The sequence below is a fragment of the Nitrosomonas communis genome (genome assembly GCF_024102715.1).
Taxonomy (GTDB): domain Bacteria; phylum Pseudomonadota; class Gammaproteobacteria; order Burkholderiales; family Nitrosomonadaceae; genus Nitrosomonas; species Nitrosomonas communis_B.
Map to the genome: position 1 here is coordinate 38446 of NZ_JAGFJM010000004.1, position 14426 is coordinate 52871.

The 14426-nt window shown below is 44.5% G+C and carries 13 protein-coding genes; 1 reads left to right on the forward strand and 12 read right to left on the reverse strand.

Going from position 1 to position 14426, the window contains the following annotated elements; genetic code table 11:
* Nucleotides 1-2: 2 nt before the first annotated feature.
* Nucleotides 3-494 carry a peptidylprolyl isomerase gene (locus J5I83_RS00440; RefSeq protein ID WP_304052403.1) on the forward strand — a complete coding sequence of 164 codons (492 nt, stop codon included), beginning with the start codon at nt 3-5 and terminating at the stop codon, nt 492-494.
* Nucleotides 495-504: 10 nt separating this feature from the next.
* Here J5I83_RS00440 and J5I83_RS00445 read toward each other — a convergent pair whose 3' ends face one another.
* From J5I83_RS00445 to asd, 12 genes are all read right to left on the reverse strand, one after another.
* A complete protein-coding gene (locus tag J5I83_RS00445) occupies nt 505-1683 on the reverse strand; it encodes an O-succinylhomoserine sulfhydrylase (protein WP_304052404.1) in 1179 nt (392 codons plus the stop codon).
* An 85-nt stretch (nt 1684-1768) separates the two neighbouring features.
* Entirely contained in the window at nt 1769-3292 is a 1524-nt protein-coding gene (gene purF, locus J5I83_RS00450) for an amidophosphoribosyltransferase (protein WP_304052406.1), read from the reverse strand.
* A gap of 142 nt (nt 3293-3434) precedes the next feature.
* Nucleotides 3435-3929 carry a CvpA family protein gene (locus J5I83_RS00455; protein WP_304052407.1) on the reverse strand — a complete coding sequence of 165 codons (495 nt, stop codon included), beginning with the start codon at nt 3927-3929 and terminating at the stop codon, nt 3435-3437.
* Nucleotides 3930-3965: 36 nt separating this feature from the next.
* On the reverse strand, nt 3966-4661 hold the full coding sequence (locus J5I83_RS00460; RefSeq protein ID WP_304052408.1) for an SPOR domain-containing protein: 696 nt from the start codon (nt 4659-4661) through the stop codon (nt 3966-3968).
* 27 nt (nt 4662-4688) lie between these two features.
* On the reverse strand, nt 4689-5981 hold the full coding sequence (gene folC / locus J5I83_RS00465) for a bifunctional tetrahydrofolate synthase/dihydrofolate synthase (protein ID WP_304052409.1): 1293 nt from the start codon (nt 5979-5981) through the stop codon (nt 4689-4691).
* Between the two features lie 96 nt (nt 5982-6077).
* Entirely contained in the window at nt 6078-6974 is an 897-nt protein-coding gene (gene accD, locus J5I83_RS00470; protein WP_304052410.1) for an acetyl-CoA carboxylase, carboxyltransferase subunit beta, read from the reverse strand.
* 6 nt (nt 6975-6980) lie between these two features.
* Nucleotides 6981-7808 carry a tryptophan synthase subunit alpha gene (trpA, locus tag J5I83_RS00475; protein WP_304052411.1) on the reverse strand — a complete coding sequence of 276 codons (828 nt, stop codon included), beginning with the start codon at nt 7806-7808 and terminating at the stop codon, nt 6981-6983.
* A gap of 98 nt (nt 7809-7906) precedes the next feature.
* A complete protein-coding gene (gene trpB / locus J5I83_RS00480) occupies nt 7907-9106 on the reverse strand; it encodes a tryptophan synthase subunit beta (RefSeq protein ID WP_304052412.1) in 1200 nt (399 codons plus the stop codon).
* A complete protein-coding gene (locus J5I83_RS00485; RefSeq protein ID WP_304052413.1) occupies nt 9093-9719 on the reverse strand; it encodes a phosphoribosylanthranilate isomerase in 627 nt (208 codons plus the stop codon). The genes trpB and J5I83_RS00485 overlap by 14 nt, the downstream gene beginning before the upstream one ends.
* 64 nt (nt 9720-9783) lie before the next feature.
* Nucleotides 9784-10623, reverse strand: a complete 840-nt coding sequence (truA, locus tag J5I83_RS00490; RefSeq protein ID WP_304052414.1) for a tRNA pseudouridine(38-40) synthase TruA — start codon at nt 10621-10623, stop codon at nt 9784-9786.
* A gap of 73 nt (nt 10624-10696) precedes the next feature.
* The gene (locus J5I83_RS00495; RefSeq protein ID WP_304052415.1) at nt 10697-12487 is read right to left on the reverse strand and encodes a FimV/HubP family polar landmark protein; all 1791 of its coding nucleotides are present in this window, start codon (nt 12485-12487) and stop codon (nt 10697-10699) included.
* A gap of 748 nt (nt 12488-13235) precedes the next feature.
* Entirely contained in the window at nt 13236-14348 is a 1113-nt protein-coding gene (asd, locus tag J5I83_RS00500) for an aspartate-semialdehyde dehydrogenase (protein ID WP_304052416.1), read from the reverse strand.
* Between the last annotated feature and the right edge of the window lie 78 nt (nt 14349-14426).

Consider the following 14426-nt stretch of genomic DNA (forward strand, 5'->3'; position numbering starts at 1 on the left):
ACATGATAAAGCTACATACTAATTATGGTGTCATCGCAATCGAGCTAGATCAGGATAAGGCGCCACTCACAGCACAGAATTTTCTGAACTACGTTAATAGTGGACACTATGACAATACCTTGTTTCATCGCGTTATAGATGGATTTATGATTCAAGGCGGCGGCTATGAACCTGGCATGAAACAGAAAGAGACTCTTGCCCCTATCAAGAATGAAGCAGCCAATGGTCTTAAAAATGATACCTATACCGTTGCCATGGCGAGAACAGCCGATGTAAATTCAGCAACTTCACAGTTTTTTATTAATGTTAAAGATAATAATTTCCTCAACTATACTGCCCCTACCTCTCAAGGGTTTGGTTACTGCGTCTTTGGTAAAGTAGCAGAAGGACAAGATGTGGTTGATAAAATCAAAAAAGTAAAAACAGGTAATTATGCCGGACACCAAGATGTACCATTAGAAGATGTCGTGATCACTAAAGCAGAGAACTGCTAAAGCAGCCCAATTATGGCAACAATCCCCGCGCCAAATCTGCTTTAATATCCTGCGGGGATTCGAGACCTATTGCGATACGCAGCAAGCCATCACTAATCCCGGCAGCATCACGCGCTTCTTGACTAATCCGGCCATGAGTAGTGGTAGCTGGATGAGTGATTGTACTCTTTGCGTCACCAAGATTAGCCGTGATTGAAATCATCCGAGTATTATCCACCACACGCCAGGCTGCTTCTTTGCCGCCTTTTACTTCAAAAGTCACGATACCTCCGCCCGTTTTTTGCTGATGTTTGGCTAGCTCATATTGCGGGTGGGACGTTAAGCCCGGATAAAAAACACGCGCAACACTTGGTTGCGCCTCCAACCAGCGCGCGACTTCCAAGGCATGTGCAGAATGCGCATCCATCCTGATTTTAAGCGTTTCCAGTCCCTTCAGAATGATCCAAGCATTGAATGCGCTCAAGGTAGGGCCCGCCGTACGCAAAAAAGAAAAAATACCACCATCCATTAGTAAATCACGTTTACCCAATACTGCCCCACCAAGCACTCTCCCTTGTCCATCCAGATACTTGGTTGCAGAATGGATCACTAGATCAGCGCCCAGCTCTAAAGGTTTTTGTAAGATAGGCGTACAAAAACAATTATCCACCACCAGCCATGCATTCGCTTGCTTGGCAATTGCTGCTAGCGCTGGGATATCGGAAATCTCAGTCAACGGATTTGAAGGTGTTTCCAGAAATAACAGCTTTGTATTAGCCTTGATTGCTGAGCGCCATTGATTAATCTCAGTAGCAGATACGAAAGTCGTTTCAATATTGAAACGACTGAGAATATTCGTGAAGAGACTGACTGTTGCTCCAAATAGGCTACGGGAGGCAATAATATGATCTCCTGCTGAAAGTAATCCCATTACACAAGCAAGTATCGCTGACATACCGGAAGAGGTTGCCACACATGCTTCTGCCCCCTCCAGCACGGCGAGCCGTTCTTGCATAGCCGTCACAGTGGGATTTGTAAAACGAGAATAAATATTGCCGGACTCTTCCCCTGAGAAACGGGCAGCTGCCTGAGCAGCACTCTCAAAGACAAAGCTTGAGGTAAGATACATCGCCTCAGAATGTTCATTGAATTGACTACGATGAATGCCCGTATGGAGCGCTAATGTCTCTGGCTCAAAATCATCCGACATATTGACTTTCCTCTAAATTAAGCCTGCCTAACTGTTCCTGGAAACCAATACAATACTACTTCGCCCAAACTGAACTTGTCTTCTATTAATTTGCCAATGCCAGACTCAGATCAAGTTGAGTACTGAGTTTACCAGAACGCGGTAATTTTTTACCTGAATTACGCTGTGATTCAATTCTGGCTAAATATTCCTGAGTAACATCCTTGGTTATATAATTCCCATCAAAGCAAGAGGTTTCAAAATTCTTAACTTGTGCACCTATCGATGATATTGCATTCTTGAGAGATTCAAGATCTTGATAAATAAGACCGTCTGCGCCGATCTCATGACAAATTTCGTCATCACTACGATCAGTTGCAATCAGTTCCTGACGAGTCGGCATATCAATCCCATAAACATTAGGAAAGCGGACAGGCGGTGCCGCTGATGCAAAATATATCTTACGTGCTCCCGCTTCTTGCGCCATTTGCACGATCTCTCGACTGGTCGTTCCTCTAACGATTGAATCGTCCACTAGCAATACATTCTTACCTCGGAACTCCATACTGATTGCATTGAGCTTCTGCCGTACTGATCTATGCCGATGCTGCTGGCCAGGCATAATAAACGTTCTGCCAATATAGCGGTTTTTGACAAATCCTTCACGAAAATCAATCCCAAGACGGTTGGCCAATTGTAAAGCGCTTGGGCGACTTGATTCCGGAATTGGGATCACCACATCGATATCAAGTTGCTGCATTGATTTATTTATTTTATCAGCCAAACTACTTCCCATATTGAGCCGGCTTTCATAAACGGAAATACCATCTATGATCGAATCTGGGCGTGCCAGATAAACATACTCAAAAATACATGGATTCAAACTAGAATTGGCTGCACACTGCTGGCTATAAAAATGACCTTTATCATCAATGAAAATTGCCTCACCTGGCGCGACATCACGAATCAATTTAAACCCCAGCGTGTCAAGCGCCACGCTCTCCGATGCAACCATATATTCAGTTCCATGATCTGTTTCCGCTGCACCAAAAACTAAAGGACGAATGCCATAAGGATCGCGAAAAGCCAGCAAACCATGGCCAGCAATCATTGCTATCACTGAATAGGCACCCTGGCAGCGTTGATGTACTCCAGAAACTGCAGTAAAAATTGTTGCAGGATCCAACTGATAACTCGTTGCACATTCCTGTAATTCATGCGCCAACACATTTAATAATACTTCTGAATCAGAATGAGTATTGACATGACGCCGATCAGACTCAAACAATTCTTTGTTAAGCTCATCTGCATTAGTCAAATTGCCGTTGTGTCCCAACACAATCCCAAAGGGGGAATTGACATAGAACGGCTGGGCCTCAGCTGGAGATTCTGCAGAACCAGCCGTAGGATAACGCACATGGCCTATTCCCATATTACCTGGCAGAGCACGCATGTTACGGGTACGAAAAACATCCCTGACCATACCTAATCCCTTATGCATATGGAACGTATTTTCCTGAGCTGTAACAATACCAGCCGCATCCTGTCCACGATGCTGTAACATTAACAAACCATCATAAAGTAACTGATTGGCAGACGATTGAGCAACTACACCGAGAATTCCACACATAATTACCCCCGGAATAAGCTTAGGTTACAGAGAAGATAAATAAACACTTGCATAATAAATCTGAAAGATATCCAAATGGATGCTAAATTATTTTATATGACCAGCGTGTTTAATTAACCAATCCCAGTATAAAAGACGCCAGTCACTTACTGAAGCTAATATGTTCCTTGAGCCCCTGCGGCAACCATGGAATCGCCTGTGCTGCGATCATTTCAAGCGGCTCCCTCAATAATGCCTGTTGCCAGAAAGGTTGTTTTGGCAAGACAGTAAATCCAGCAGCCAATACCATAAATAACACAATTAATAAGCCACGCGCAAAACCAAATATAACTCCCAGCATTCTGTCGATAAGACCAAGTCCAACACTTCTAACTAATTTAGACAATAGCATCGATCCCACCATAGCTACGACTAAGGTCACAAAAAATGTCATCATAAACACAATCAACATACGTATGGATTGGTCTTCAATGGTCCGTGGTAAGAGTGGCTCAAAATTTACTGCATAGTGACTTGCCACAAAGAAAGCAACAATCCAGCCAAGTAATGATACGACTTCACGAACTACGCCACGAGTTATGCCAAGAACAATGGAAGCGAAAACTATAGCCAGAACGATATAATCAAAAATAGTCATTTGCTATCACTTAACGATAAGATGAGTAAGCTCACATTATCTACTTGTTACAACACCGCTCAGTCCCATTTTCTTTAGTTTCTCATATCCCTCTTCTGCTGCTTTCCGTGTTGGGAAGGGACCAACACGCACGCGAACCATTTCATTACCACCAACTTTAATTGTTTCAATATAAGCATCAACGCCACTCGCTGCAAGATTTTGTTGCTGCTGTTTTGCTTTGGCTGCATCAGCAAATGCACCCAGCTGAATTACAAATGCCCCCTCGGCTTTGGGAGAATCGGTTTTTTTTGCAGACTCAACTTTTGGAGGATCAGATTTCTTTGCAGCTTCAACTTTTGGAGGATCAATTTTGGCAACTTGAATTGTAGGCTTGCTATAGTGCGGTTTGGAAGAAGGAATGGGAACACGTGAGGCACTATATGCTTCAACCGGCCAATCATCTGCTTGTGAAAATTCTGACGTGCTGAATGGCAATGGTTCTTCAGATTCCGCACCGGCATTGATATCACGATCAAGAGACTCACCAGGCATCATCCAGGGAGAGGTCTCACTTGTCAAATCCTCAGACGGAATAAGAATATCAATTTCTTGTTGCTCTTGTTTTGGTTCACTGTCCAGGATCATTGGTAAAAATACAACCGATAGGATCACCAGCGTAACCGCCCCTACTAAACGTCTGCGCGCACGTTTTCTCAGTAATGCTTCTTCTTCACTAATATTTCTGACCATTTGAATTACCTTTTGATCATTTATAACTTAGTTTTTCTGTAATACCGCTAATACAGCACTCACTGTATAAAACGAGCCAAATACGCATATTCTATCATTTTCAGCCGCATGCTTACGAGCAAATGCATAGGCTGCTTTAGCATCTGGAAAAACACGAATCTTGTCTTTATTTGTTATTCCGATTTTTTTTAGCGCTTGAATGATTTCATCAGCTGAAGCACCACGGTCTGTATGAGTGCTGGCGACCAACCAACTATCCACGCATTGTTTCAAAGCCAGCACGACGGAGGTGATATCCTTATCCTTCAACATACCAATCACTCCATAAGTATACTGATGAAAACCTAAAGCGCCAAGATTATCAGCCAATACCTGCGCAGCTGCAGGATTATGCGCAACATCTAGAATTGTTGTTGGTTTCCCTGGTAAAAGCTGGAATCTGCCAGGCAAGGATATTTCCAACAGACCTCGCCGCACATCATTTGCAGTAACAGGCAGCTTATCTTTGAGTACATCCAATGCAGTTAAACAGAGACTGGCATTTTTTAATTGATAAACTCCACGTAAAGCTGGATAAGGTAAGGAAGAATAGCTACCTACTGGCCCCTTGTAGTTCCACTGAATATTGCTGGCCTCATAACTAAAATCATCACCTATCCTAAAAAATTTTGCACCTATTGTATTTATCTGCTTGCATACGACCTCGGGAAGATCCGACTCACCACAGATAGCAATTTTATTCTTTCTGAAAATCCCTATCTTCTCAATGCCGATTTCTTCCCGTGTAGCACCGAGATAATCCATATGATCCAAATCAATATTGGTCAATATAGCGCAGTCTGCATCAAATACATTGACCGCATCCAAACGTCCGCCCAACCCAACTTCCAGAATGGCAATATCCACGCTGGATTGAACAAACAAATACATTGCTGCTAGAGTCCCAAACTCAAAATAAGTCAAAGAGGTGTTACAACGAAGTCTGGCAGATTCTATGACCTCAAATGCGCAACAAAGCGCCTCATCGGCGACAGCCTTTTGTTCGATACGAACGCGCTCATTATATTTCAGCAGATGCGGCGAGGTATAACATCCCACGCGGTAGCCAGCACAACTCAGGATTGCTTCAAGCATGGCGCAGGTTGAGCCTTTCCCATTAGTACCACCGACCACAATAAGTGGAAATACAGGAGTAAGATCCACTGCCTCTTTTACTTGCCGCACCCGGACCAATCCCATATCGATGGTTTGGGGATGAAGTTGCTCTAGGTACAGCAACCAATCACCTAACGAAGTGGGTTTTGCAATTTCTTCCGCCATTGCGGTATCTCAGTGAAGCAAAGATTCTTGAATAGCTAGTAGGTTATCCTGCCAACCCGATCTGTCGTTAATATCATTGCTTATTAACACCTTTCCTTAATCAGGCGAAGAAGTGGCCACCTGCTGATGTGCTGCAACCGGTATACGCATCAATAACGTGCATAAATTAACTAGCTTTTCGCGCATTTCCCTACGATCGACAATCAAGTCTATTGCACCATGCTCTAATAGAAATTCGGCTCGCTGGAATCCATTCGGTAGTGTCTGCCGCACTGTTTGCTCAATTACACGCGGCCCAGCAAAACCAATCAATGCCCCCGGTTCGGCAATAACAATATCTCCAATAAAGGCAAAACTGGCTGATACCCCACCCATGGTCGGATCGGTCAGCACTGAAATAAAGGGTAATTTCTCTTTGCTCATGTGCGTAAGCGCTGCCGATGTTTTTGCCATCTGCATTAGCGAGAACAATCCCTCTTGCATGCGCGCCCCCCCACTCGCTGCAAAACATACAAAAGGCAAATGTTGCTCGATACATACTTGTACTGCTCGGACAAAACGCTCTCCCACGACGGATCCCATGGATCCCCCCATGAAACCAAACTCGAAGACTGCCACCACGACAGGTAACGCATTGATTTTACCCTGTATGACTACCAGGGCATCCTCCTCATTCGTACTTGCATTGGCCTGTATTAAGCGGTCAGTATAACGCTTACTATCTTTAAATTTGAGTGGATCTTGAGGTGCGACTTCTGCGCCGACCTCTTTACGTCCTTCCGGATCTAGTAATATATCAATTCGCTTTCTGGCAGAAATACGATTGTGATAAGCGCACTTGGGACATACGCCTAGATTCTTAACCAAATCGGTGTAATACAGCACCGCTTCACAACAGGCGCACTTACTCCATAATCCTTCCGGCACCGCCTTCTTTTCGCCATTTTCTTTACGCTTGATTTTAGGCGGGATAATACGTTGAAACCAGCTCATAGCTTTCTAACACTCGGATTTCGCGATTGTACCGTTGACTTCATCAAGCGCAGCACGCAGGGATTTCGCCAAGTTACTGACATTGTCCAGCAAAGTGGCGCGGGTAGAATTTTCAATTTCTTCGATAATGCGGCTGCCCACCACTACTGCATCAGCCAGTTCTGCCACTGCCTTGGCTGCAGCTCTATCACGTATCCCGAAACCAACTCCAATGGGAATAGAGATGCATGTGCGCACCTCTGCCAGCTTATTGCATACATCACTTAAGTCAAGATGTGAAGCCCCCGTAACACCCTTTAATGACACATAGTAAACATAACCTTTTGCCAGTTTTGCTACTTTCTCCACGCGCGCTTTAGGTGTAGTCGGTGACAATAAAAAAATGGGATCAATCTCTTGATTTTTGAGTTGCTGCGCCCATTCCTCACATTCCTCCGGCGGATAATCAACAACAAGTACACCATCCACCCCGGCTTCCTTTGCTGCCACGGCAAAATTGTCACACCCCATTGCTTCGACTGGATTCGCATACCCCATCAGTATTACCGGCGTAACGGTATCAGTTTTTCTGAATTCCACTACCATGTTCAATACATCTTTTAAGCCAATGTGGTGCTGCAACGCTCTTTCTGATGAACGCTGAATGGTCGGACCATCTGCCATAGGATCTGAGAACGGCACCCCTAACTCAATAATATCGGCCCCTGCTTTCACTAGTTCATGCATCAAGGCAACTGTCATTACCGGCTCTGGATCGCCGGCAGTAATAAATGGAATTAGCGCTTTTTTATTCTGGGCTTTGAGGGTTGAAAAAGTCGATGTAATACGATTCATCTTTTTAAATAAGCATCATTTAGTGAACGCAAAACTAGAATTGCTTCTGGCTTCAGGAATAATTGTCATGGATGAATCTTCACTAACAAAGATTTAAATCAAAATTCTATCCCGGACTGTTGTGCTACGGTAACCATATCTTTATCACCTCGTCCCGACAAATTGACCAGCAGCAATTTGTCTTTGCCAAGTGAAGGCGCAATTTTAGCTGCATATGCCAGAGCATGACTAGATTCAAGCGCCGGGATGATGCCTTCAAATCGGCATAAGGCATGAAATGCTGACAAAGCCTCATCATCTGTCACTGCCACATACTCAGCACGACCGCAATCTTTAAGCCACGCATGCTCTGGCCCCACGCCGGGATAATCCAATCCCGCTGAAATAGAGTGTGTTTCGATAATCTGACCATTATCATCCTGAATCAGATAAGTACGGTTACCGTGCAGAACTCCTGGCCTGCCCGTCACTAAAGTAGCAGCGTGCTGATGGGTATTGATTCCCTTACCTGCAGCTTCTGCACCAATCATGCGAATCTCGTTATCCTCTATATAAGGATAAAACAAGCCAATAGCATTTGAACCGCCTCCCACACAAGCAATCAATGCGTCGGGTTGGCGCCCATATTCTTCTTCCATTTGCACTCTAGCTTCACGCCCGATGACAGCTTGAAAATCCCGTACCATCATTGGATAAGGATGCGGACCGGCAACTGTACCAATAATGTAATAAGTATTTTCAACATTGGTCACCCAATCCCGCATCGCTTCGTTCAATGCATCCTTTAGTGTGCGTGATCCAGATTCAACCGGTATCACTGTAGCGCCAAGCAACTTCATTCGATAAACGTTGGTTGCTTGACGCTTCACATCTTCCGAACCCATATAAACGACGCATTCCATGCCATAGCGCGCAGCCACGGTTGCACTTGCAACGCCATGCTGACCCGCACCTGTCTCAGCAATCACGCGCGTTTTACCCATGCGTTTTGCCAGCAATGCTTGCCCTATGGTATTGTTGATTTTATGCGCCCCTGTGTGATTCAGGTCTTCTCGCTTGAGCAATATTTGGGCTCCACCAAGATGTGCTGACCAACGTCTGGCGTGATAAATTGGTGTAGGCCGACCTACGTAATGCCTGAGCTCATGATTAAATTCTGCCTGGAAATCAGCGTCATCCCGAAAATGCTGATACTGAGCAAGCAATTCATCAAGTGCTGCGATCAGTGTCTCTGCTACAAACGTTCCACCATATGGGCCAAAATGCCCTTGCTTGTCAGGAAGATCATAAATCTTCACAATTCTTGACTCCTTGCATAAAAGCAGAAATTTTGTTCACGTCCTTAATTCCCTTTGTGATTTCTACGCCACTAGACACATCCACGGCCCATGGCCGCACTTGCCTAATTGCATTCGCTACATTATCAGGATGAAGACCTCCTGAAAGTATCAGTGGCGAAGGAAAATCTAGCGGAACCATGCTCCAGTCAAATACCTGACCAGTGCCACCTGGCATCCCTGCCGTATAAGTATCTAATAATAATCCTTTAGCATTTTGGTAAAGTTCCCCATATTGTAACAAATCCATCCCTTCTCTGACACGCAAAGCTTTAATATAGGGCAATATAAATTGGTTGCAAAATTCAGGTGATTCCTGCCCATGAAACTGCAGCAAACTCAGACCAGCAATAACAGACGTTTCTTCAACCCATTCTGGAAAAGGATCAACATAAACACCCACTACACTCACAAAAGGTGGTAAGCGCAATGCAATTTCACGCGCTTGCATGGGCGAAACAAAACGCGCACTTTCCTGCCAAAATACAAATCCAATAGCATCTGCGCCATGCTGCACTGCTGCCAGCGCATCTTCAACTCGCGTTATACCACAAACCTTTACCCGAACTGGCATGAAACATTCACTCCATCCTAAGCATATCAATAGTCATAATCCCTCCTCCCCTATCTGCATGAATTTATTCTTCTTGATCTTTGCCCAATGTTACATTTTTACCAGGTCTATTAACACCCAATATCATAGCTGCAGGGAAAAATTGATTAAAGGCAGGCAAATTCCATTTTGCTTCATAAGTAATCCCCGCCAGGTACAACCCATAAGGAGAAAATGTTGGCGCGGCAAGTGTCCGATCACGGCTTTGCAGTAACATCCGCATCCATCCAGGAGGATATTTACCTTGACCAATATAAACAAGACTGCCGACAATATTACGTACCATATGATGTAAAAAACTATTAGCACGAAATTCGAACAAGAAAAGCTGGCCATATTGCGTGACCTCTAGCATAGTTATGTTTCGTACCGGATTCCTCGCTTGACACTCGGCTGTGCGGAAAGCGCTAAAATCATGCTCACCCAGCAACATGCCTGCAGCCTGCTGCATTTTCTCAAGAGACAGCGGTCTATAAAACCATCCTACTTTCCCTTGATGTATGCTAGGACGAACGGGATGATTCAATAAGTAATAAAGATAACGCCGCTCGATAGCACAAAAACGCGCATGAAATGCTTCATCCATTTCTGATGCCCACAAGACGGCGATATCATTAGATAGTAACGCATTAGCTCCTCGTACCCATGCACTCAGAGGCCGCTGTGTTGACGTTTCAAAATGAATCACTTGATATAACGCATGAACGCCCGCGTCTGTCCGGCCAGCCGCAACAACTTCTACTTTATGACAAGCAATTCTGGATAATGCTGTCTCCAGCTCACTTTGAATCGAGATGCAAGCAGGTTGACTTTGCCAGCCATGATATCGCTCACCGTTATATTCTAAAACTAAGGCTATTCTCACAAAAATATGACCATCGCTACGCTGGTCTGCTGCTGAGTATGACTAAAAGTTACTTCGGAATTTTACTAAACAACTACATCAAGTCTTCTAACATTGTTCTTGCAGTAGTTTGCTGCTTCTCATCCCCCTCTCTCATGACTTCTTCTAACATCTCTCTGGCACCCACTTTGTCATCCATTTCCAGGTAGGCCTTGGCCAAGTCAATTTTCACAGCAACTTCATTCCATACTGTATTGCTATCTTTAGCATGATCGGTATCGTTACTTGTCTTTTCCAGTTCATCATCTAAATCCAGTTTGATATCAGCTAGATTGAATCTGGTCAACCGATTATCATCTTGTGTCGATAAAGATTCCTCTTCATCTAACAATGCCACTGATTCGAAGGACTGTTTTATCTCATCAGGAAAATCTATACTGAATGCCACCCCTCTTTCTTCAGTAGAAGAAATTTCCTTATTGGTTTGCTCAGCCTCAAGTTTCATGGCAAATCCGGGATCAGATTTAGGCTCCCCTTTTGTTACCGACATTCCGGATACATTTGAATCTTGCAACCGATCGACTGCGGCAGTCGATAAAAAATCATTGCCAATATTTTTCATCTCAAATTTATTTTGATGAACAAACTCAGCAGAAGCGATCTCCGTCTGGCTAGAGCCAATTCCGACACGACTATGCTCTATATCGACTTCTCGCTCATTGGCAAGGTTTTCACTTGTTTTTTTGCCAAAAAAGAACCCGGCAGCAGCGTCAGAAAGACTATTATTGAGATCTGCAACACCAGATTTAGAGTTTTCAGAAGATTTAAATAGTAAGCTTTCTTTCTCATCCCGTGCAGTGTCTAACCCCATGGGAACTGCAGATGCTAATTTAGTCATATGTGATGCAGTCACATCGTCTTTCGCAATTTGTTCAGCATACTCAAACGCATCATCCATTTCGTCACTACTCTCTCTTTTGCGGCGAAGAATGGATATCCCTAGCCAAGCCGTAAGCAAGGCCGCAAGCCCTCCTCCCACTAATTCCATATTATCTGTGACAAAACCCATAATTTGATCCGATATCTCTTTCATCGCAAAAGAATCGGGTAATTGGCTTTGTTTTGCAGTCTGTTCTGGCATAATAGACGGGGATGAGGCAATCGTTTCAGGAGACTTGGCATGATCCAGTGCAAGTAATGAGGCTAGATCTCTTAAATCTCCTGTAGCTGCCCCCGTTTCAGCCGGCGTTGGTGATGCTGGTGTTATCGCTGCATCCGCTTGTGCAAGCGACTGCTCTGCCTGGCTTTGAATTTCCGCCATACCTGCACCCTTAATCTCAAGCAGGCGCTGCAATCTTTCAACATTTTGCTCCAATAAAGCAACCCGCTCATTCGCTTCTTTCAGCGCACGATCCTTAGCGATGGCATTTTCCTCCATCATTCGCACATAGTCTTGGGAATCAGTCCTTTCTCCTTCAGAACTTTCATTAGCCTGAACACCCGTAAACTGCTCACCTTTTGAAACGATTAATACTTCCTCAGGCGATTCATTTTTTGCTGCAGCACCCTGATCGGTAATTGTCGTCGATATTCTTCCGACTGCAGATTGCTTCGATTCTGCTTTAGGTGCGGAATCCATGGCCACACTGGCTATTCTTTGACGATAAGCATGCCAGTTTGCACTTTGCGCTTTCATTTCACGGTTTACTTCTGCTTGACTGATAGCTGAAATCTCATTCTGATCAGGAATGCGCAGCATTACTCCCATTTTCAACAAATTCATGTTTTTGTCAAAAAAAGCATTTTGATTTGCTTGATAGAGCGCAACCAGCATTTGATTGAGATCCCCCCCCTCCGGTACAATCTGCTTGGCAATTTTAATCAACGTTTCGCCTCGCCCAACGGGACCATAAATGCCCATCTCATGTTCATAGGTGGTGACTTCCCTGGCTGCGGATCTCTGATCAGTACCACCTAGTGGTTGTTTTGATTGAATGGCTTCACCTGATCCCAAGGTAGTAGTTTGGGATAGAGCCGACATAGGCGGAATCATCGGCTTAGTTGACTCAGCTGTTTGTGTTTCAGCTAGATCCAGTAGAATGGTATACTCGCGTAACAAACGCCCAGATGACCAGTTCAGCTCTATCAGCAAATTTACAAATGGATCATCTATCGATTGCGATGAAGTAATTTGAATATAAGGCTGACCATTGACGCGTTTCTCCACCGAAATATTCAACGACGAAAGATAAGGTGCATATGTTACACCTGCCTCACGAAAAGTTTCAGGTGAAGCCACACGCGCTGTCAAAGACGGGATTTCATCATCTATTACAGAAACGAGTTCTACCTCTGCTTTAAGCGGTTGCCCCAGAGACGAGCCTAGGGTTAGCTTTCCCAGTCCAGCCGCATAAGCCAGCCAGGGAGACATGAACCAAATGATTAACCAACATGCTCTAAAATAAATCTTATTCACAGAGATATCCTTACATTTCTTGGAATGAGATGCACACCAAGGCGGAATTTAATGACCCAAAAGGATCACTTTATATCATGGGTCAATTCAATCGATCTGGTTACATTGAATGAATTGAAATTGCCTCTTGCCCTCTTCATTTTGAGGAAAAGTTATTTTAGTTCTCGATCAGTATCCGCAGCATTCTACGCAAAGGTTCTGCTGCTCCCCACAGTAGCTGATCGCCTACGGTAAATGCAGAAAGATATTCTCCACCCATATTAAGCTTGCGCAACCGCCCAACATGTACATCTAGCTTGCCATTCACAGCAACAGGCGTCAGCTCTTTTGTGGTCTTTTCCCGCTCGTTAGGGATTACTCGCACCCAATCATTTGACTGGGCAATGACATCCTCGATTTCATCCAGTGGAATATCTTGCTTGAGCTTGATCGTCAATGCTTGACTATGGCAGCGCATCGCGCCAACACGCACACAAATGCCATCAACCGGGATAGGTTTATCAGTCTGCCCCAGGATCTTATTGGTCTCGGCCTGACCTTTCCATTCTTCCCGACTCTGACCATGCGCAACTTCCTTGTCAATCCAAGGAATCAGACTTCCTGCAAGCGGTACACCGAAATTTTCCATCGGAAATTTTCTGTCACGTAATTTCTCTACAACTTCACGGTCAATATCCAAGATGCTAGAGGCCGGATCATTTAACAGACCCTCTGCCACTCGGTGAGTTTCACCCATCTGCTGGAGCAACTCCCGCATATTTTGAGCGCCTGCACCTGAGGCAGCTTGATAGGTCATCGCGCTCATCCATTCCACCATGTTCTTCTCAAACAACCCCCCTACCGCCATCAGCATCAGGCTGACAGTACAGTTGCCACCGATGTAATTCTTTACACTATCATGCAAGGCTTGCTTGATAACAGGCATATTGACAGGATCAAGAATAATGACAGCATCATCTTTCATTCTGAGGACCGATGCCGCATCAATCCAATAACCTTTCCAGCCAGATTCGCGTAACTTACCAAAAATCTCATTGGTATAGTCTCCCCCCTGGCAAGAAATGATGATGTCCATCTTCTTAAGTTCTGCAATATCACGTGCATCCTCAAGAGGTGGTACATCTTTACCGATATCCGGCCCTTTTCCGCCCTTCTGCGAGGTTGTGAAAAATACCGGCTCTACCAATGAAAAATCATCTTCTTCTCGCATACGCTGCATGAGAACAGAGCCTACCATACCACGCCAGCCTACAAATCCTACTCGCTTCATTTAATTTTCTATAACCTTTCTGCTGAATAACCTTGACTATTTAAATTTCGGGCAATTGTTAGCGATTAACTGGTAATC

Excerpts from the sequence above, each read along its gene's own strand:
- J5I83_RS00460 (WP_304052408.1), bottom strand. The coding sequence starts at position 4,661 with ATGGTCAGAAATATTAGTGAAGAAGAAGCATTACTGAGAAAACGTGCG.
- J5I83_RS00485 (WP_304052413.1), bottom strand. The coding sequence starts at position 9,719 with ATGCCAGTTCGGGTAAAGGTTTGTGGTATAACGCGAGTTGAAGATGCG.
- purF (WP_304052406.1), bottom strand. The coding sequence starts at position 3,292 with ATGTGTGGAATTCTCGGTGTAGTTGCTCAATCGTCTGCCAATCAGTTA.
- J5I83_RS00440 (WP_304052403.1), top strand. The coding sequence starts at position 3 with ATGATAAAGCTACATACTAATTATGGTGTCATCGCAATCGAGCTAGAT.
- J5I83_RS00455 (WP_304052407.1), bottom strand. The coding sequence starts at position 3,929 with ATGACTATTTTTGATTATATCGTTCTGGCTATAGTTTTCGCTTCCATT.
- trpA (WP_304052411.1), bottom strand. The coding sequence starts at position 7,808 with ATGAATCGTATTACATCGACTTTTTCAACCCTCAAAGCCCAGAATAAA.
- accD (WP_304052410.1), bottom strand. The coding sequence starts at position 6,974 with ATGAGCTGGTTTCAACGTATTATCCCGCCTAAAATCAAGCGTAAAGAA.
- J5I83_RS00445 (WP_304052404.1), bottom strand. The coding sequence starts at position 1,683 with ATGTCGGATGATTTTGAGCCAGAGACATTAGCGCTCCATACGGGCATT.
- folC (WP_304052409.1), bottom strand. The coding sequence starts at position 5,981 with ATGGCGGAAGAAATTGCAAAACCCACTTCGTTAGGTGATTGGTTGCTG.
- asd (WP_304052416.1), bottom strand. The coding sequence starts at position 14,348 with ATGAAGCGAGTAGGATTTGTAGGCTGGCGTGGTATGGTAGGCTCTGTT.